An 18,767-nucleotide genomic window follows, 5' to 3' on the forward strand; every position below is an offset into this window, starting at 1 on the left:
GAAATAATATCGCTGTATGATTATAAAGTTGCTGGACCCATAGGAGAAAGAGGGAGTGCAGCTGGTGCTACAGTACAAAGTATATTTAGAAAAGATACAATAGTGGAAAAGGGTAGTAGCTCGTCTGTTTTAAATAGGCAAAAAGAAATTAGGAGTCAAAAGCAATATCAAGCGGATAGTATTAATAGAAGTCTTAAGAGGTAAAAATGAAAAAATATAGTTTAATAATAATCTTGATTTTGTTTATATCCTGTAAAAAGGAAGCTAAAGTAAATAATGATACTTTAGAGTATATCATTGAATTTCCTGATACAGTTATTGTTAATAAAAAATATCAAGGAAGAATATTGTATCATAGTGTATTAGATACACTTACAACAAGTTTTGATGATGAATATCACAGATATGTATTTTTTTGCATGCGAAAAACAGATAATATAAATTATAGTTTTGAAGAATTAAAAAGAAAAAAACTTGATACTATTGGAGCAGACAATTATAGAGAAATAGCTATTTATAATACTAGTTTCTCTACAAAAGGAGTGCAGTATATTGATGGAATTATTGTTGATGAAGCCATTTATGATATATCGAAAGATAAAAAACATGTACCTAAAGACTCTCTGTTTAGACATTTATCTCATGAATTTAGAGTTAATAAAAAAGTAGTAGTCATTGATAAAGAATAAAAACCCAATCGCGTGGAGTTGTAGTCCGTACGTTAGCTGTTAAGCCCAATCGCGCGGATTTTTAATTGTGCGGTAAAATATTTGTTTCGAACTATAGAAGGAGGTCAACAAAACACAAAGCAACGGATATTGATAGTGTCTATTTCATAACCCTAACAACAGTTGGATGGATAGAAATTTTACACGGTTAAATCAAAAATGGGTAATACTAGATGCACTTAGATGCAGGCACGGATTTCAAATCCGCGCTATCGGGAGTTTTTAGAAATGCAGATAGAAATGCAATGGATTCCGATGATAGTAAAAGTGGATTAAAAAATTTATTAAGAGTGTCGAAAGCTAAGTATGATAATGAGAAATTATAGAATTATAGGATTTGTAATAGTATTTGTTTTGAGTTCATGCAAAGCTTATATTCAAACTTACCAAATTGAATATGTAGATATTAAAGGCTATCGATTATTTAATGAATGTTTAATAGATGTAGGAAGTATAGTCACTTTGGAAAAAGATAGTTTGTTTATAAGAAATGGAGAGGAAGATTGTAAATATAGTTTCTTCCATGAACAAAATAAATTTAGTGTTATTAATAATGATATGGTGATTTATTTTTATTTAAGTGAAGTTGATAATGAAAATTTAACTTTTATAACAAAGTGGTTACCAAAATATTATATGATTAATTGGAAAGAAGAATATATGAAGTATAAAGAAGATGGTGTTAAAATAAAGCTTACTAAATTGAAGTAAAACAAGCACCCAATCGCGCGGATTTTTAATTGTGTGGTAAAATATTTGTTTCAAACTATAGAACAAGGTCAACAAAACACAAAGCAACGGATATTGATAGTACTTATTTCATAACCCTAACAACAGTTGGATGGATAGAAATTTTACACGGTTAAATCAAAAATAGGTAATACTAGATGCACTTAGATGAAGGCACGGATTTCAAATCCGCGCTATCGGATTGTTTGTATCGAAGATTTTGGTAGTTATTCAGTCAACAATGAGTTTAATGGTCAACTCAGTAATTTTCAATTGCTATTAGATTACATTGAAAAGCATAGGGAAAGTAGTGTGAAATTGAAGGAAGACTTCCCTTTTGTGGATGATAAATAAACATCACCCAACCTTCCAAAACGGATTAAAGGGGGGGGGGAGTTAACAGTTTATCGAAATTTATTCGATTAAAAGAGGATTAAAACAGTATACAGTAAACGGTCCATTTTATACCAATTTGCCAATCGAATAAACCCAGCTGCTTTCTATTTTTTTCTGTATTTTTGTTACAAGAGAATAAATCAGTTCACACCCATAAAGATGATAAACGATGTTTGATTTTCGGTTGAAGGTTTTTTATACCGTTGCAAAAAGGGAAAGCTTTACCAAAGCTGCCAAGGAACTGTTGATTTCACAACCCGCCGTTTCCAGACACATTCGCGAAATTGAAGGTCATTATCAAACCAAACTCTTTGTGCGTGATGGAATTACAATTCGCTTGACCGAATCGGGACAGTTGCTCTATAACTACGCCGAGGAGATCTTTTCTACCTACCGCAATTTAGAATTCGATATGCATGCCTTAAATGCAAAAATGGATGGAAACCTGCGAATAGGAGCGAGTACTACCGTTTCTCAATATGTTTTACCACCTTTATTGGCCGAATTTAGAACCAAAGTACACGATATCCACCTCGATGTCCTCTCTGAAAACTCCGCCGTGATTGAACAACTCCTGTTGAGTAAAAACATTGATGTCGGAATTGTTGAAGGTTGTTCCAAAAACCCACAAATCAAGTATATCGACTTTATTGATGATGAAATTGTCTTGGTTTGCCGTGCGGAAAATCCCAAGTATAAAACGGGACTCATTGATCCTGAAGAACTCAAAGACTATTCCTTCTTGTTGAGAGAAACCGGATCAGGTACCCTCGATGTGATCGAAAGTAATTTGAACCAAGTGGGAATCTCCCTCAATCAATTGCGCAATGAAATGAACTTTTCAAGTACCGAAAGTATTAAAATGTACCTCAAACACTCCGATAGTTTCGCCTTTATTTCTATTCACGCGATTGTAAAAGAGTTGAAGTATAACGAATTAGTTGTAGTGGATATCAACGGACTAGATATTCGTCGAAAATTTAGTATCGTACAACGACAAGGGCAGGAGAGTGCCCTGGTTGAACTGTTTATTCGCTTTATTAAATCATATAACCTAAAGTTATAACCGATAACTATTATGTATTTTTCTCGCTTGGGTAGATGATTGACCTTTGTACTGTTAAAAATACATATTCTATGACAGTACAAAATAGCAATACGGCACGCGGAAGTAAAATAGTACTCCTTGGCTTAGCCGTGCTAAGCTTGTTTCCCTTTATTTCTTCGGCAACTGCTTTGGTCTTGGGCATTATTTACGCACAAATATTTGAGAATCCATATGGCAAACAAACCAAAAAAGCCACTGGATTACTGCTGAAAGTAGCCGTAGTAGGTTTAGGGTTTGGAATGAACGTTTACAGCGCTTTAGCAGCGGGAAAAGACGGTTTTGTCTTGACCATTTTTTCCATCTTCCTAACGTTAATTTTAGGATTTGGAATCGGAAAACTGCTGAAAATTGACAAGAAAATATCCTATCTCATTTCTTCGGGTACGGCGATTTGTGGTGGAAGTGCTATTGCTGCTGTTTCACCCGTTATTGATGCGGATGAAAAACAAATATCCGTCGCTTTGGGCATTGTATTTATTCTCAACTCAGTCGCTCTAATTATTTTTCCTCCTATTGGTCATGCATTAGGCTTGAGCCAAGTCGACTTTGGGTTGTGGTCAGCCATCGCTATTCACGATACTAGTTCCGTAGTAGGTGCAGCTGCAAAATACGGAGATGAAGCCCTTGAAGTCGCTACAACCGTAAAACTAGCCCGTGCCTTGTGGGTGATTCCCATTGCCTTTTTATCAACCTTACTGTTTAAAAATAAAGGGTCAAAGGTTAAAATTCCCTACTTTATAGGATTGTTTATTCTAGCGATGTTAGCCAATTCTTATATTCCTTTTATTCAACCTTTAGGACCTTATATTGTAGAACTATCCAAAGCCGCACTAACATTGACGCTCTTTTTAATAGGAACTTCCCTTTCGTATAGAACGGTGAAAAATGTCGGTGCTAAACCTTTTGTCGAAGGCGTATTGTTGTGGGTGTTTATCTCAGTAAGTTCTCTGCTTTATATTTTATATCTGTAGAAGAGTGAGTGGTGAGTGGTGAGTGGTGAGTGGTGAGTAGTGAGTAGTGAGTGGTGAGTGGTGAGTGGTGAGTGGTGAGTGGTGAGTGGTGAGTGGTGAGTGGTGAGTGGTAAGTAGTGATTGGTGTACTGTAAACCATAAACTGTAAATCGTAAAAAAAAAACGGCGATATAAAATCGCCGTTTTTTTAAAATTATACTTGAATAACCCCTAGGTTAAATTGTTTTTCGATAGGTGCGTGGTTCGCTGCTTCGATTCCCATAGAAATCCATTTTCGCGTGTCTAACGGATCAATGATAGCATCAGTCCAAATACGAGCAGCAGCGTAATAAGGTGACACTTGCTTGTCGTATTTTGCTTTAATTGTATCGTATAGTTTTTGTTCTTCTTCAGCAGATAACTCTTGCCCTTTGGCTTTAAGTGAAGAAGCCTCAATTTGCAACAATACTTTCGCTGCTTGTGCACCACCCATAACGGCAAGTTCTGCACTTGGCCATGCGAAAATTAAACGTGGATCATATGCTTTTCCACACATCGCATAGTTTCCTGCTCCATACGAGTTTCCAACAACTACCGTAAACTTAGGTACCACTGAGTTTGAAACCGCATTCACCATTTTAGCACCATCTTTGATGATCCCTCCATGTTCTGATTTCGACCCTACCATGAAGCCTGTTACGTCTTGTAAGAAGACTAATGGAATCTTCTTTTGGTTGCAATTTGCAATAAAACGAGTAGCCTTATCTGCAGAATCAGAGTAAATTACCCCACCAAATTGCATTTCTCCTTTTTTAGTTTTCACCACTTTGCGCTGATTGGCAACAATACCTACAGCCCATCCATCAATACGAGCATAACCCGTAATTAGGGATTGACCATATCCCGCTTTGTACTCCTCAAAGTCAGAATTATCAACCAAACGCTTGATGATTTCCATCATATCGTATTGTTCAGCACGTGATTTGGGTAATATACCGTAAATCTCATTCGGATCAGCTGCTGGTTTTTTAGCTGCAATTCTATTGTAACCCGCTTTGTCAAAATCACCAATCTTATCTACAATGTTTTTGATGGTATCTAAAGCGTCTTTATCGTCTTTTGCTTTGTAGTCTGTAACTCCTGAAATTTCACAATGTGTAGTTGCTCCTCCCAGTGTTTCATTGTCGATACTCTCACCAATCGCCGCTTTTACAAGGTAACTTCCCGCTAAGAAAATACTCCCCGTTTTATCCACGATTAAAGCTTCATCACTCATAATTGGCAAATACGCACCACCAGCTACACAACTACCCATTACAGCAGCTATTTGGGTGATCCCCATGCTACTCATAATCGCGTTGTTTCTGAAAATTCGTCCAAAGTGCTCTTTGTCAGGGAAAATCTCATCTTGTAAGGGCAAATAAACCCCAGCACTGTCTACTAAATAAATAATAGGAAGCTTGTTTTCAATGGCAATCTCTTGGGCACGTAGGTTTTTCTTTCCTGTAATAGGAAACCAAGCTCCAGCTTTTACTGTTGCATCATTCGCTACCACAATACACTGCTTACCTTTAATATAACCTATCTTGACCACTACACCAGCTGAAGGACATCCTCCGTGCTCCTCATACATGTCTTCTCCCGCAAATGCACCAATCTCTATACTATTAGTCTTTGGATCTAATAGATAATCAATGCGTTCTCTGGCTGTCATTTTTCCTTGTTGGTGTAATTTTTCAATTCGCTTTTCACCTCCACCAAGTTTAACTTTTGCTAGTTTTCGTTTTAAATCAGAAAGTAATAACTTGTTGTGATCTTCGTTTTTATTGAAGTTAATATCCATAGTTATCTAGGTTGTGTATAATATTATTAGTTTTCGCTAAAGTACAAAATAAAAATTATTAGGGCTTACTCTAGCAGTAATATTCAAGAATGCGTAAATTTATATGGTATTCGAATAGAAAGTAACTCAACAGCCGGAATGCAACCATAGAAATTGCGATAATTTTGTTAAATTAGTTCGTTGCTATAAAATAAAAAATATGAGAGTAAGAGATTTGTTTGTCCTAGTCGTTAAGTTAGTGGCTGGTGGATTATTGATCGATGTTCTAGTGTTAAATCTCCCTTTGGTTCTCTATCAAATCGGGATGAAGGAAGATGTAATGGGAACCAATGCAATGGAGCTAGTCCATATCCTGTTGCTCTTAGTTGGTTTGGTCTTGCTATTTGTCTATGCGGGGCATATTGTCGATTTTTTTCGAGTAGAAAAAGGCTTCTCCAATCTCACTATTCCTTCTAAATCGCTAACAATGATTGGCTTGACGCAACTAGGTGTGTTTTTTGTTGGATTGAGACTTATTGTCGATAATCTTCCCTCTTTAGTTAGCAATGCCCTGTTTTGGTTTAAAGCCAAATCAGTAAATAACCCCTATGAATACGTACAAACAGGCAATTTTTGGTTTGTTACTCTATTTAATATAGTACTAGGCTATCTATTGATATCTCACATGAGAAAAATAGCCCTTTGGGTTATTCCAAATCAAGAAGAACAAGAGTAATAAGTTGAATAGTACTTACTTGACAGCTTTACCGATGAACTGTTTTATTTTAATAATGTTATCTTTAGGTTGTTTTATGGTTAAGAAAGTCGCAAAAGATTAATTTATCATTAAATTATTAAGTGTCTGATTACTAATGGGTAAGTTTTTTTTGTTGCCATAAAATCAGAAGAAACCTGCTTTTGAGATAAAAATTAACGTTAAGGAAACATTAGGTTGATATTATTGCGTAATTTTGTCCCTGTTTATAACATATATTCTATATAATGTCATTGAATAACATTTTTCAATTTTTAGTTCCAAAGGACAAGACGTTTTATCCTTTATTTGAACAAGCAGCTGTAAAGCTTAAAAAACTATCAGAAACGCTGAACGAAGCTGTGCATACTCCAGCAAAAGAAAGAGAGAAATTACTTAAAGATGTTGAGGTAATTAAGGTGGAGATTGAAGCAATTGCACAGAAAACGAGAATCGAATTAGGAAAAAACTTTATCACGCCTTTTGACAGAGAAGATATCCACAATTTGATTACAGCAGTTGACGATGTAGCTGACCATTTATCTGATGCTGCTTCTCGTATGAGATTGTATCAAATTGATAAAATCACAAAACCTTTGCGCAAACTGACTGAAGCAAACCTAGAAGCTTGTAGTGAAGTACACAAGGGACTTTTGCACTTGAAAGATTTAAAAAAGCTAGAAGAGTTAGCGACTGTATGTAAAAATATTTCTCGCTTAGAAAGAAAAGCAGATAAAGTTTTTGATAAGGCCGTTGCCGATATTTTCGAAAATGAAAATAACGCCATCGAAATTATAAAATACAAAGAGGTAATGGTGGCGTTAGAAACGGCTACAGATAGTTGTAGAGATGTGGCTAATGTACTTGAAACTGTTATCGTTAAATACTCTTAATGATCTAGCGCAAGTATATGGAATTTTTTACAGAAATATTGAGTAATCAAAGTGGGATTATGCTAATCGTTATTATCGTATTAGCCCTGGGATTTGATTATATCAATGGTTTTCACGATGCTGCAAACTCGATCGCTACCATTGTAACGACCCGTGTTTTAACCCCTTTTCAAGCGGTACTTTGGGCAGCAGCTTTTAACTTTGTTGCATATTTTATCTCCCTTTATATTATTGGGGAGTTTAAAATTGGTAATACCATCGCTAAATCAGTTAATGAAAACTTTATTACCTTAGAAGTTATTTTTGCAGGTTTGATTGCTGCAATTATATGGAACTTAGCTACTTGGAAATTAGGTATTCCGTCTTCTTCTTCCCATACCTTAATTGGTGGTTTTATTGGTGCAGCCGTTGCTCATGCAGGTGGTTTCTCTATTGAAGGGGTAGATGTTGTGGTTTACTCCAAAGTGATTCCAATCTTCTTATTTATCTTCGGAGCTCCTTTACTGGGGTTAATATTAGCCTATTTTATCACTGTAGCTATTATGTGGATTTGCAGAAATCAAAACCACTATAAATGTGAAAAGTGGTTTAAGCGCTTGCAATTAGTTTCTTCTGCCTTGTTCTCTTTGGGACATGGAGGAAATGATGCACAAAAAGTAATGGGTATTATTGGAGCCGCTGTAATCTTTTACCACATAAACATAGATATGGATCCTGCTTATATGGGAGATGTAGATACGTTTAAAGTATTCGTAGAGCACTGGTGGTGGGTGCCTTTAGCTTCCTTCTTATTCATAGGTTTAGGTACTTTATCTGGAGGATGGAAGATCGTAAAAACCATGGGTAGTAAGATCACAAAGGTAACGCCATTGGAAGGAGTAGCCGCTGAAACAGCTGGAGCCGTAGCCTTATACGTAACAGAACACTTGGGAATTCCCGTTTCTACCACCCATACCATTACGGGTTCAATCATAGGGGTAGGGGTTACCAAACGCGTATCTGCAGTTCGTTGGGGAGTAACGATAAACTTGTTGTGGGCGTGGATTCTAACTATCCCAGTTTCCGCTATTATTGCAATGATTGTCTATTATATCGTTGCTGCAGTAATGTAATTAAAAGACTACATTCGCTAAGTGATAGAGAAGATTAGTACTCGATATAAATACTATCTCAACTACTTGGCAACTTCATATACAAAAAGGAATGATCAGTACGATCATTCCTTTTTTTGTTGTACTGCTTGTTAAGTAGCCCTTGTTCTACAATGCTTTTCAGATAGAGGGAAAGCTGTTGATTGCTCTAATCTTGAAGTAGTACAAGAACTCCCACAAAAAAGACGCTTAACCTGTGGTGGTTAAGCGTCTTTTTGTTTGTGTATTCCAATTGGAAACTATAGATTAAAAGCTTGTTGAATGTCAGCTACACGGTCTAATTTTTCCCATGTGAATAACTCAACTTCTACTTGTTTTGTCTCTCCACCAGGTCGTGTGAACGTTTTGGTTACTACCTGTGGTTTGCGTCCCATATGTCCATAAGCAGCTGTTTCGCTGTAAATTGGATTTCTCAACTTTAAACTCGTTTCAATGAAGTACGGACGTAAATCGAATAATTCATTTACTTTTTTCGCAATCTCACCATCTGATAGGTTTACTTTTGACGTTCCGTATGTGTTTACGTAAATTCCCGTAGGCTTAGCAATTCCAATCGCATAGGATACTTGAACTAACACCTCTTCAGCTACACCAGCAGCAACAAGGTTTTTAGCAATGTGACGTGTGGCATATGCTGCACTTCGGTCCACTTTACTAGGATCTTTTCCAGAAAAAGCACCTCCACCATGCGCGCCTTTTCCACCATATGTATCCACGATGATCTTTCTTCCTGTTAATCCTGTATCTCCGTGAGGCCCTCCAATGATGAACACTCCCGTAGGGTTGATTAAAAATTCAATCTCCTCTTTGGATTCAAATAGGTAGTTGTATTGGGGGTATTTCGCCAATACACGAGGAATTAATACCTCAATGATGTCTTTCTTGATTTGCGCTTGCATGGCAGCCTCTGCTTTCGCCTTCGCCTCTGCAGTCGCGTTTTCTGCTGGAATGAAATCATCGTGTTGTGTCGATAATACAATTGTTACAATGCGCACAGGCTTGTTGTCGTCGTTGTATTCTAAGGTAACCTGACTCTTTGCATCTGGACGCAAATAGGTTACTTCTTTATTTTCTCTGCGGATAACCGCTAATTCTTGTAGTAATTTATGCGATAAATCCAACGCTAAAGGCATATAATCCTCCGTTTCTGTCGTAGCATAACCAAACATCATCCCTTGGTCTCCTGCGCCTTGGTCTTCCTTGCTCGCGCGTTCAACTCCTTGACTGATCTCTGCCGATTGTTCGTGTATAGCAGATAAAATACCACACGAATTGCCGTCGAACATATACTCACTCTTCGTGTAACCAATCTTGTTGATGACATCACGAGCAATCTGTTGTACGTCTAAATACGTTTTTGATTTTACCTCTCCAGCAAGAATTACCTGCCCTGTAGTTACTAATGTCTCACATGCTACTTTCGATTCTAAATCAAAAGCCAAGAAATTGTCAATTAAAGCATCTGAAATTTGATCTGCAATTTTATCAGGATGTCCTTCACTTACAGATTCCGATGTGAAGTAATAAGCCATATTGTATGTTTTTTAAAATGTTTAAAAAAGAGGAAATGGCTAAAGTGAAGATACAATATATTCTGCTTTAGCATTTTTTACCGAGGTTGCAATCAGTTCAAATTTTTCCTCCTATGAAATTCTTTGCAAATGTATCAACTATTTTTTAATCTGAACAAATTTTATCCTTTTTTATATTCTCCTTAACGATTATGTGATTTCTACTATTCCAGAGGAAATATACCTTTATACCAATCAGATATGAAACATACTCGCGTATTAATTACTTAAAAAGTGTTATGTTTTTTTTAAATCGATAAAAATATAGAGGAATATTGCTTTATTTATATTTTAAAAGCCATTTTTGGTTACATTTGTTTCGAAATTATTATCGTATTAATCGCGTAAAAATGAGACTACATAATATAGACGATCAAAAGTCAATGACTCCGCAAATGGCGCTGTCTTTTTTAAAGGAAGGAAACAAGCGCTTTGTAGAAAACCTAAAATCACATGCGAATTTACTAGAACAAGTAAACGAAACGAAAGAAAGCCAATTCCCTTTTGCAATTATTTTGAGCTGTATTGACAGCAGAACTTCGGCAGAATTGATCTTTGATCAAGGATTAGGGGATGTGTTTAGCACGCGAATCGCAGGAAATGTGTTGAATGAAGATATCATCGGTTCGATGGAATTTGCTTGTAAGCTCGCAGGCTCTAAATTGATTATGGTTTTGGGACATTCACATTGTGGTGCCATTACAGGTGCGTGTAAAGACGTTAAATTAGGCCACCTAAGCAATTTGTTAGCCAAAGTGGATCCAGCTGTTGAACACGTGAAAAAATACTATCCTGACTTAGATATCAAATCAAAAGAAGGGGTAGATATGGTCGCGTTTTACAATGTCGAATACACCATCAACCACATTTTAACCAAAAGTACAGTTCTTTGTGAAATGTATGAAAAAGGAGAAATTGGTATCGTAGGTGCTTTTTACAAAGTGGAGACAGGAGAAGTAGATTTCGTAAAAGAAATGTTTGTTGAATAAAAACTATAGGGTTGAAACACAACGAATTTTATAAAAAGATATTAGAAAATAACAAAGCTTGGGTAGAAGAAAAACTAGCCATTAATCCTGAGTATTTCAAGCGTTTATGCCACAAGCAAACCCCGCCTGTTTTATGGATTGGGTGTTCGGATAGCCGCGTACCAGCTAATGAGATTATCGGCGCAGAACCAGGCGATGTATTCGTACACCGAAATATCGCCAATATGGTGATTCACTCGGATATGAATATGCTAAGCGTATTAGATTACGCCGTAAATATCCTAAAAGTAACCAATATAATCGTCTGTGGACACTACGGATGTGGTGGAGTGGAAGCCGCAATGAAAAATGAATCCTACGGATTGATTGACAACTGGATCCGACACATTAAAACCGTGTACCGCTTGCACAACGTCGAATTAGACGGCATTGACGATACCACTGCGCGTTTCAATCGCTTTGTCGAACTCAATGTGCAAGAACAAGTGTACGACTTAGCTAAAACATCTATTGTTCAAGGCGCTTGGGCACGTAATCAAGACCTGAGTATACACGGATGGGTATATGGATTGAATTCGGGTTATGTTACTGATCTAGAGGTGAATGTGACAAGTAATCAAGACCTTGACGAAGTCTATCAACTGCGCTTTAGAAAAATCTAATCCTCATCCAAATTCTCATTAAAGGAAGAAGGTAGGAGAGAAGGAATAAATTTTAAAATTATTGGTAATAAAATAGTACCTCCGGGTAACATAAATATAGCAAGAGAAGGAATTGTTTTGATAACCTCTAAGGTTTGCTTTTTGATCAATTTCTTTTCTTGACTATCTAAACTACGATGCGTAGAGTCCATTAATAACTGCATCAACTGTTTGTTTTTCTGGAGTTCTTTTAGAATACGCCCTTTGTTTCTTCCCACTAAAAATTCCACGTAATTCGTCGAATTGTTGATCATATTGTTGAACAAATTCGTCGATTTCAAATAGTGGTAGTTGTAGTCGTTTTGCTGTACAAAAAGCATAAAACAGCTGCTGCTATCCTCGATTTGCTCAGGGGAAAAGGATAAACGCTCAAAAGGAGCAACCGAAAAATCGGGCAAATGAAGCGATTTAGTCTCGTTATTCCACGAACTACACATTACAATATCCAACAGTAAGCTCGACTCTAAATAGGAGGACTGTACCTCCATAATTTCCTCCGTAGCAAAGTCATTGGATCCGTCCACCAAATGAAGGTCCGCCGTCTGGTGTTGAGTGTGATTTAAAATTTCTTGAATGAGATCTTCAATATATACATGATATAAATTCGGGTGTATCTTTCCTGCTAAATGCGTTTCAAACGTCAAGAAATAGATAGACAACACCAATAAATTAAGCACAATATTGTTGCTTTTTGATTGAGAAAAGAAACTCTCTTTCCACTTAATGGCAAACAAGTGTTCCAATCGGGCATAGGTGTGTTTATCTTCAAATAAACTCGTAAAGAAATTGGTTTTATGCGGGACAAAAAGCTGGTAAAAGTCGAGTAAACAACCTACAAATTCGTCTGTTGTATGAGTAGGGTATTGGAAAAAGTAAATTTTCTCCAACAGTTGTAAAAAACAAATTTTCGCTAATTCCTCTTGGGTATAGTTAAAAGTCGTGTAGATCTCTGGAAGTGCACGGCTGTTTATTTTGCCGAAACTAAAACCAATCGCCCTTATTTCATGAGCTAATTCAGTAGGTGTAGTCGCTTGAAATATCGCATACTTATCCTGTTCTGCGAAGTATTTTTTTATCCAGCCAGACGTTGATGGGTTCATAAATACAAGAAAATTTAGATGATGAAGGGAAAGAAATAGCAGGGCGCTATTTCTTTACCATTTAACTTGTTTTTCAATTGCTTTAATCATTTCAGAGGCAATGTCTTTATTTGTCGCTCCTTCGATTCCCTCTAAACCAGGAGAGGAGTTTACTTCTAACAACAAAGGACCTTTAGCTGAGCGGATAATATCTACCCCTGCTACTTTTAAATTCATTGCTTTTGCAGCGCGTATTGCAATGCGTTTTTCTTCAGGTGTTACCTTGATGATCGATGCGGTACCACCCAAGTGAATATTCGCTCTAAATTCGCCAGGAACAGCCTCGCGTTGTATCGCCGCAACTACTTTGCCATCCACCACAAAACAGCGAATGTCTTTTCCGTTAGCCTCTTTGATGAATTCCTGAACTAAGATGTTGGCATTTAAACTCTTAAATGCATTAATAACACTCTCAGCGGCTTTTTTAGTCTCTGCTAATACGACCCCTTTTCCCTGTGTTCCTTCTAATAATTTGACAATAAGCGGACTACCACCAACCATCTTTATCAAGTCGTTCGTGTCCAAAGGAGAATTGGCAAATCCCGTAGTCGGAATGTCAATCCCGTGATTTAATAACAGCTGAAGGGAAAACAGTTTGTCACGTGACTGAGCAATAGCTGCTGCACTGTTTAAACTATATACTTTTAAAGATTCAAAATGACGGGTTAAGGCGCATCCATAATACGTCATACTCGGGCGTATACGAGGTATTACAGCGTCAAAATCATTTAATACGCGTCCACCTCTATAGTGAATTTCAGGTTGATTCGCATCCAATTTCATATAGCAGTATTTCAGATTTAAGAAGTGCATTTCATGTCCTCTCAATTCTCCCGCTTCAATGATGCGTTGATTGCTGTATAAGTCAGGATTACTCGCTAATAACCCAATGCGCAAGCCGTTTTTAGCTTCTTTGGGCTTGTTGTAATATTCGTCTAATTTTTCTACTGTCGGTTGACCAAGTAAAAAGTGCTTTTCAGGATCTACTAAAATACGACCGCCCATCGCTTCTCTTCCCAATAGCATGCGATATCCCATGGAATCTCGATTGGTAAGGGTTAATTCAATATCCCAAGAAGCTTCACCCAATACAAGGGTGGTTTTGATTACATAGCGAGACTCTCTAGATCCACTAGAACTCTTGACAATTCTTTTATCCACCATTTTGGCTTCGCAATGTATAATGGTCTTGCCATTATTTTGCAACGGATTTACATCAAACTTGACCCATTTCTCTCCGTCTTTTTCAAATGCGCTAATGTTTACGGCATGTAATGCAGAAGTCTTTGCTCCAGAATCAACACGGGCTTTAATTGCTGGGATATTTAATGTAGAGAAAGAACACCATTCTTCACTACCTACAATGAGTTTATCTACCATTATATTTAATTATTCAAATGCGAAAGTACTACTTTAAAGTAATTAGTATTATTGAATAAAGATAAAAAATTTAATAATAACGTTTATATAACAAGCAAGAAAGCTTTAGTGCCTCTACCTCTAGGAATAAAAAGAAAAAACCTGCTAATTAGCAGGTTTTTTTGTTTTTATTTTAATCGTTAAAACTTCTCCATTTTCTTCTTTTGGCGCATCCAAGGTTATGGTATCGCCAACGGTTAACTTCGAATTTACAATTTCTTCCGCAATAGGGTCTTCAATGTATTTTTGAATCGCTCGTTTTAATGGACGAGCCCCATATTGCTTGTCAAAGCCTTTGTCAGCAATGAAATTCTTCGCCTTGTCAGTGAGGATTAATTTGTATCCTAAATCATCAATGCGTTGGAATAATTTGGCCAATTCAATGTCGATAATCGAATGAATGTGCTCTTTCTCTAAAGAATTAAATACTACAATGTCGTCAATTCGATTCAAGAATTCAGGAGCAAACGCTTTTTTCAACGCAGTTTCAATCACTGACTTACTGTGTTGATCCGATTGTTCTTTACGCGCTTGTGTACCGAAACCAACCCCTTGTCCAAAATCTTTCAATTGGCGTACTCCAATATTAGAGGTCATCACAATGATGGTGTTTCTAAAGTCAACCTTGCGGCCTAAACTGTCGGTTAGGTGTCCGTCATCAAGTACTTGCAAAAGCATATTGAAAATATCAGGGTGTGCCTTCTCAATTTCATCAAATAAGATTACACTGTAGGGCTTTCTGCGGATTTTTTCCGTCAATTGCCCTCCTTCTTCATAACCCACATATCCTGGAGGTGCTCCAATTAAACGAGAAAGCGCAAATTTCTCCATGTACTCACTCATGTCAATACGAATTAACGCATCTTCTGAATCAAAGAGCTCCTTGGCAATTACTTTGGCTAGCTGTGTCTTACCAACTCCCGTTTGTCCCAAGAAAATAAACGATCCAATCGGCTTGTTCGGATCTTTCAATCCCGCTCTATTGCGCTGAATTGCCTTGGCAATTTTTCCGACTGCTTCATCTTGACCAATTACTTTACCTTTAATAATGGAAGGAAGATTGGCTAGTTTATTGATTTCCTTTTCGGCAATTCGATTCACTGGTATACCCGTCATCATCGATACCACATCCGCAACATCGTCTTCAGTAATGACAATGCGATTGTTTTTTACATCTTTTTCCCAAGCTTCTTGTGCGATCTCTAACTCTTTTTCGATGTTTTTTTCTTTATCTCTAAGGTTAGCTGCTTCTTCGTACTTCTGCTTTTGTACCATTTCGTTTTTACTCTCGCGTACTTCTTCTAATTCTTGCTCCAAGCTTAGAATATTTTGAGGAACGTGAATGTTAGTGATGTGTACACGTGATCCAACTTCATCCAAAGCATCAATAGCTTTGTCTGGCAAGAAGCGATCCGTCATATAGCGGTTGGTTAACTTTACGCAGGCATCAATTGCCTCATCCGTATAACTCACGTTGTGATGACTTTCGTATTTGTCCTTGATGTTGTGCAATATCGTTATTGTTTCGTCTACTGAAGTAGGCTCCACCAATACTTTTTGGAAACGGCGTTCTAACGCCCCATCTTTTTCAATGTGCTGTCTAAACTCATCAAGGGTTGTAGCTCCAATACACTGAATTTCACCTCGTGCTAAAGCGGGTTTGAACATATTAGAAGCATCAAGTGAACCTGTGGCTCCTCCAGCACCTACAATGGTATGAATCTCGTCTATAAACAGAATGATATCCGTATTTTTTTCCAATTCATTCATCACGGCTTTCATGCGCTCTTCAAACTGTCCTCTGTATTTTGTCCCCGCCACTAAACTCGCTAAATCAAGGGTCACTACGCGTTTGTTAAACAAAACACGAGATACTTTTTTCTGTACAATTTTAAGGGCTAAACCTTCTGCAATAGCAGATTTACCAACACCAGGCTCACCAATAAGCAAAGGGTTGTTCTTCTTTCTACGACTCAAAATCTGAGATACGCGCTCAATCTCTTTCTCTCGTCCAACTACTGGGTCGAGCTTGCCTTCAATTGCCATCTCTGTTAAATCTCGACCAAAATTGTCCAATACAGGAGTCTTACTCTTCTTATTCGGTAAATTCCCTTGAGTGTCAGTCTTCTTGTTTGCTGAACTGTCATTTTGTCCTGATTCTTCAAAAGTTTCAGCTTTTGGGCTGTGGAAGATGTCTTCACTATTCGCTTCTTTCTGATCGTCAGAGAGGAATTCAACGTAGTATCTTTTTACATTTTCATAGTCCACATTCATCTTATTCAAGATCTGTGTGATGGGATCCTCGTTGTTCTTTAAAATACAAAGCAACAAGTGAGCCGAAGTAACCTCAATATTCTTGAATACTTTTACTTCTAAATACGTCAAGCGCAAGGCTCTTTCTGCTTGTTTTGTAAGATATAGTGATCCTTTCTCGTTTACAGCTGTTTTGGTAGTGGAATAGGGGGTTAAGTTCTCAACTTTATGTCTTAAAAAGTCGATATCCACCTCTAAATTTTGCAGAATCGTTGATGCTTCACCCTGCTCAATTCGCAATAAGGCTAACAAAAAGTGCTCCGTTCCTATAAAGTCATGACCTAGACGCAATGCCTCGTCCTTACTAAAGGAAATAACATCTTTAATTTCTTGTGAAAAATTTTCGTCCATATTAACTGAATTTAGGTGATTATTTGTTTCTATATCTATAGTAAAGGCAAAAAGCGTACCTAGTTCACTTTTATTGCCCTTCTGTCATATGCTAATTGACAAAAAAAAACTGGTAAATAAAAATATTACTGTCTGTTTTTTTTGGGAACTATTCGAACAAAATGAATTTAATATGAATAGTTTACTTTTTAACGGAGAAAAACAAAAGCTTATCTAGAACTTTGAAAATGATTTAAACAAGGTTGATTAATGAATAGCCGTTACAAGGCTGTGTTTAGGCTTAAATATAAGGTAAACTCTATTCGATAAGGACAGCACCAAGATATGGTTGATGTTGTTTTAACTTGAAAAATTAGACGCTATATATTTGTCTATAGACTCATCGTATCTTATTATAGATATAGGTCGTTAGCTTCCTACTGTATTAATTGACAAAAGCACCAATAAGTAATAGGAATAGGGATCTGTATGCCAACATAAGGTATACCTCAAACAAAGGACGACCAAACTAAAGCGATTACGATTGATTATTCTCTATAAATTGGTACTTGCGTTGTTTACTTTTCCATCTGTCTTCTGCATATTGACGCAAATCGACAATCTTGTCCTTTTCATCAATAATCTCGAAGCCCAATAGGGTTTCTAAAATATCTTCTAGCGTTAAAAGACCTTGAACTTCCCCGTATTCATTGGTGATAATAGCAATGTGCTCGTGTTTCTCCGTTAGTTTACTCCAAGCTTCAACAACACTCATTCGCTCGTTAAATTGAAGAATATTGCGTTTAAACTCTTTTAAAGGAATGTCAAATTCGTCAGCTGCTAAATGTTCAAAAATTGTATCGCGCAATACATAGCCTACAATGTTTTCCGATTGCTCACTGTAAATGGGAATTCGAGAAAAATGAAGCAATTCTTTTTTGCTCAAAAATTCGCGCAACTTCGTGTCTTCATCCGCTTGAATCATCATAATTCGGGGGGTGTGTATGGTGGAAACTGCCACGTCTTTAAGCCTGATTAGATTTTGTATAATCTTGGTCTCTTTGCCATTAAAAATCCCTTCTTGCTCGCCAATTTTTACTAAGCTAGATAGTTCTTCTCGACTAATACTCGACTCTTGCTGTTTTTTACTCAAGCGTCTTGTTAGGAATGAAGCAAGTAAGACCAAAGGATAACAAAGAACAACCATACTCGATATGGCCGTCGCCGTTGGTGCGTATAAAGTCTTGTAATAATTCGCCCCTAAGGTCTTTGGTATAATTTCAGTAAGTACTAATATACACAAAGTTAAAATAGCAGAAATAACTCCAAAGTAAGCCTCGCCAAAAACAGCCGTAGCTTGTGCTCCAACACCTGCAGCACCAACCGTATGAGCAATTGTGTTTAAAGCCAAAATCGCAGAAAGTGGTTTGTCGATGTCTTTTTTCATGTGTATTAAAGCTTTCGCTTTAGGATCTTGATGCTCTGCTTTGGAATGCAAAAATGAAAGTGGAGTAGATAGCAAAACAGCTTCCGCTATGGAACAAATGAAAGATACCGTTAAGGCTAAAAATAAATAAATTAATAATAAACTCATTCAAAAAAAAATTATAAGCACAATAGTATTGTTTTTTTAAGTTCTAATGGAAGTCAATTTTACTCAAACACACAAAATGAGCACTGAAAGGACAAGAGAAGGTAATGAAGTTGATGGAATGAAATATAGGTTTATCAAATAATAGATCAAAACAGCAACTCAGTTAAAAAAATCAGAACA

At 36.9% G+C, this 18,767-nt stretch carries 17 protein-coding genes; 11 read left to right on the forward strand and 6 right to left on the reverse strand.

Going from position 1 to position 18,767, the window contains the following annotated elements:
* The 6 genes from HX062_RS11415 to HX062_RS11440 all read left to right on the forward strand — a co-directional run.
* A partial coding sequence (locus tag HX062_RS11415) for a hypothetical protein (protein ID WP_286467512.1) occupies positions 1-204 on the forward strand: 204 nt, incomplete at its 5' end.
* Between the two features lie 2 nt (positions 205-206).
* Positions 207-689: a hypothetical protein gene (locus HX062_RS11420; RefSeq protein WP_286467513.1), complete on the forward strand. Its 483-nt coding sequence runs from the start codon at positions 207-209 to the stop codon at positions 687-689.
* A 351-nt stretch (positions 690-1,040) separates the two neighbouring features.
* On the forward strand, positions 1,041-1,439 hold the full coding sequence (locus HX062_RS11425) for a hypothetical protein (RefSeq protein WP_286467514.1): 399 nt from the start codon (positions 1,041-1,043) through the stop codon (positions 1,437-1,439).
* Positions 1,440-1,625: 186 nt separating this feature from the next.
* Entirely contained in the window at positions 1,626-1,811 is a 186-nt protein-coding gene (locus HX062_RS11430) for a hypothetical protein (protein WP_286467515.1), read from the forward strand.
* A 211-nt stretch (positions 1,812-2,022) separates the two neighbouring features.
* Positions 2,023-2,919, forward strand: coding sequence for a LysR substrate-binding domain-containing protein (locus HX062_RS11435; RefSeq protein WP_182626094.1), 897 nt, complete (start codon positions 2,023-2,025; stop codon positions 2,917-2,919).
* A 71-nt stretch (positions 2,920-2,990) separates the two neighbouring features.
* Positions 2,991-3,932 (forward strand): YeiH family protein, encoded by a 942-nt coding sequence (locus HX062_RS11440; RefSeq protein WP_286467516.1) that lies wholly within the window; start codon positions 2,991-2,993, stop codon positions 3,930-3,932.
* 193 nt (positions 3,933-4,125) lie between these two features.
* Here HX062_RS11440 and HX062_RS11445 read toward each other — a convergent pair whose 3' ends face one another.
* Positions 4,126-5,754, reverse strand: coding sequence for an acyl-CoA carboxylase subunit beta (locus HX062_RS11445; RefSeq protein WP_182626092.1), 1,629 nt, complete (start codon positions 5,752-5,754; stop codon positions 4,126-4,128).
* Between the two features lie 199 nt (positions 5,755-5,953).
* Between HX062_RS11445 and HX062_RS11450 the strand changes: the two genes are divergently transcribed.
* From HX062_RS11450 to HX062_RS11460, 3 genes are all read left to right on the forward strand, one after another.
* The gene (locus tag HX062_RS11450) at positions 5,954-6,469 is read left to right on the forward strand and encodes a hypothetical protein (RefSeq protein WP_182626091.1); all 516 of its coding nucleotides are present in this window, start codon (positions 5,954-5,956) and stop codon (positions 6,467-6,469) included.
* A 266-nt stretch (positions 6,470-6,735) separates the two neighbouring features.
* Positions 6,736-7,380, forward strand: coding sequence for a DUF47 domain-containing protein (locus tag HX062_RS11455; protein ID WP_182626090.1), 645 nt, complete (start codon positions 6,736-6,738; stop codon positions 7,378-7,380).
* 17 nt (positions 7,381-7,397) lie between these two features.
* Positions 7,398-8,492 (forward strand): inorganic phosphate transporter, encoded by a 1,095-nt coding sequence (locus HX062_RS11460; protein WP_182626089.1) that lies wholly within the window; start codon positions 7,398-7,400, stop codon positions 8,490-8,492.
* A gap of 278 nt (positions 8,493-8,770) precedes the next feature.
* On the opposite strand, the gene metK is transcribed toward HX062_RS11460, so the two are convergent.
* Entirely contained in the window at positions 8,771-10,063 is a 1,293-nt protein-coding gene (gene metK, locus HX062_RS11465; protein ID WP_286467517.1) for a methionine adenosyltransferase, read from the reverse strand.
* A gap of 389 nt (positions 10,064-10,452) precedes the next feature.
* Between metK and HX062_RS11470 the strand changes: the two genes are divergently transcribed.
* Positions 10,453-11,091 (forward strand): carbonic anhydrase family protein, encoded by a 639-nt coding sequence (locus HX062_RS11470; RefSeq protein ID WP_182626087.1) that lies wholly within the window; start codon positions 10,453-10,455, stop codon positions 11,089-11,091.
* Between the two features lie 11 nt (positions 11,092-11,102).
* On the forward strand, positions 11,103-11,753 hold the full coding sequence (locus HX062_RS11475; RefSeq protein WP_286467518.1) for a carbonic anhydrase: 651 nt from the start codon (positions 11,103-11,105) through the stop codon (positions 11,751-11,753).
* On the opposite strand, the gene HX062_RS11480 is transcribed toward HX062_RS11475, so the two are convergent.
* The 4 genes from HX062_RS11480 to HX062_RS11495 all read right to left on the reverse strand — a co-directional run bounded on the left by HX062_RS11480 (position 11,750) and on the right by HX062_RS11495 (position 18,587).
* A complete protein-coding gene (locus tag HX062_RS11480) occupies positions 11,750-12,892 on the reverse strand; it encodes an LETM1-related biofilm-associated protein (RefSeq protein ID WP_182626085.1) in 1,143 nt (380 codons plus the stop codon). The genes HX062_RS11475 and HX062_RS11480 overlap by 4 nt on opposite strands.
* A 54-nt stretch (positions 12,893-12,946) precedes the next feature.
* A complete protein-coding gene (gene rimK / locus HX062_RS11485; RefSeq protein WP_182626084.1) occupies positions 12,947-14,311 on the reverse strand; it encodes a 30S ribosomal protein S6--L-glutamate ligase in 1,365 nt (454 codons plus the stop codon).
* Positions 14,312-14,455: 144 nt separating this feature from the next.
* Positions 14,456-17,014, reverse strand: coding sequence for an ATP-dependent Clp protease ATP-binding subunit (locus HX062_RS11490; protein WP_182626083.1), 2,559 nt, complete (start codon positions 17,012-17,014; stop codon positions 14,456-14,458).
* A 517-nt stretch (positions 17,015-17,531) separates the two neighbouring features.
* Positions 17,532-18,587 carry a CNNM domain-containing protein gene (locus tag HX062_RS11495; RefSeq protein WP_286467520.1) on the reverse strand — a complete coding sequence of 352 codons (1,056 nt, stop codon included), beginning with the start codon at positions 18,585-18,587 and terminating at the stop codon, positions 17,532-17,534.
* Positions 18,588-18,767 lie beyond the last annotated feature (180 nt).

This window comes from Myroides sp. DF42-4-2, assembly GCF_030326445.1.
Taxonomy (GTDB): Bacteria; Bacteroidota; Bacteroidia; order Flavobacteriales; family Flavobacteriaceae; genus Flavobacterium.

Coding starts and splice junctions, on each gene's coding strand:
- HX062_RS11420 (WP_286467513.1), top strand. CDS start 207: ATGAAAAAATATAGTTTAATAATAATCTTGATTTTGTTTATATCCTGT.
- HX062_RS11425 (WP_286467514.1), top strand. CDS start 1,041: ATGAGAAATTATAGAATTATAGGATTTGTAATAGTATTTGTTTTGAGT.
- HX062_RS11430 (WP_286467515.1), top strand. CDS start 1,626: ATGAAGGCACGGATTTCAAATCCGCGCTATCGGATTGTTTGTATCGAA.
- HX062_RS11435 (WP_182626094.1), top strand. CDS start 2,023: ATGTTTGATTTTCGGTTGAAGGTTTTTTATACCGTTGCAAAAAGGGAA.
- HX062_RS11440 (WP_286467516.1), top strand. CDS start 2,991: ATGACAGTACAAAATAGCAATACGGCACGCGGAAGTAAAATAGTACTC.
- HX062_RS11445 (WP_182626092.1), bottom strand. CDS start 5,754: ATGGATATTAACTTCAATAAAAACGAAGATCACAACAAGTTATTACTT.
- HX062_RS11450 (WP_182626091.1), top strand. CDS start 5,954: ATGAGAGTAAGAGATTTGTTTGTCCTAGTCGTTAAGTTAGTGGCTGGT.
- HX062_RS11455 (WP_182626090.1), top strand. CDS start 6,736: ATGTCATTGAATAACATTTTTCAATTTTTAGTTCCAAAGGACAAGACG.
- HX062_RS11460 (WP_182626089.1), top strand. CDS start 7,398: ATGGAATTTTTTACAGAAATATTGAGTAATCAAAGTGGGATTATGCTA.
- metK (WP_286467517.1), bottom strand. CDS start 10,063: ATGGCTTATTACTTCACATCGGAATCTGTAAGTGAAGGACATCCTGAT.
- HX062_RS11470 (WP_182626087.1), top strand. CDS start 10,453: ATGAGACTACATAATATAGACGATCAAAAGTCAATGACTCCGCAAATG.
- HX062_RS11480 (WP_182626085.1), bottom strand. CDS start 12,892: ATGAACCCATCAACGTCTGGCTGGATAAAAAAATACTTCGCAGAACAG.
- rimK (WP_182626084.1), bottom strand. CDS start 14,311: ATGGTAGATAAACTCATTGTAGGTAGTGAAGAATGGTGTTCTTTCTCT.
- HX062_RS11490 (WP_182626083.1), bottom strand. CDS start 17,014: ATGGACGAAAATTTTTCACAAGAAATTAAAGATGTTATTTCCTTTAGT.
- HX062_RS11495 (WP_286467520.1), bottom strand. CDS start 18,587: ATGAGTTTATTATTAATTTATTTATTTTTAGCCTTAACGGTATCTTTC.